This window comes from Pseudomonas frederiksbergensis, from assembly GCF_003732665.1.
Taxonomy (GTDB): Bacteria; Pseudomonadota; Gammaproteobacteria; order Pseudomonadales; family Pseudomonadaceae; genus Aquipseudomonas; species Aquipseudomonas frederiksbergensis_G.
The window spans coordinates 1-262 of record NZ_MOBP01000156.1; the positions used below are offsets into that span (position 1 = coordinate 1).

The 262-nt window shown below is 64.9% G+C and carries 1 protein-coding gene; it reads left to right on the plus strand.

The genetic code is table 11. The features are described from left to right. A partial coding sequence (locus BK665_RS33600) for a beta-ketoacyl synthase chain length factor (protein WP_148053296.1) occupies nt 1-262 on the plus strand: 262 nt, incomplete at both ends.

Below are 262 nucleotides of genomic sequence, written 5' to 3' on the forward strand. Positions count from 1 at the left end.
ATGGCCTTCAGTGTCGGCTGGCCGCTGGCCGAGGGGCGTCCCAACCTACCGTTGGTCTTTATTTCCCGCCACGGCGAAACCCCGCGCACTTTCGAGATTCTCAAGGACCTGGCGGCCGACCAACCCTTGTCGCCCACCCAGTTCAGCCTGTCGGTGCACAACGCGGTGATCGGCCTGTGGTCGATCATGCGCGGTGAAACCAGCGAGATGACCGCCCTGGCCGCCACCGGCGACGGGCTGGAACATGGTGTGCTGGAAGCTG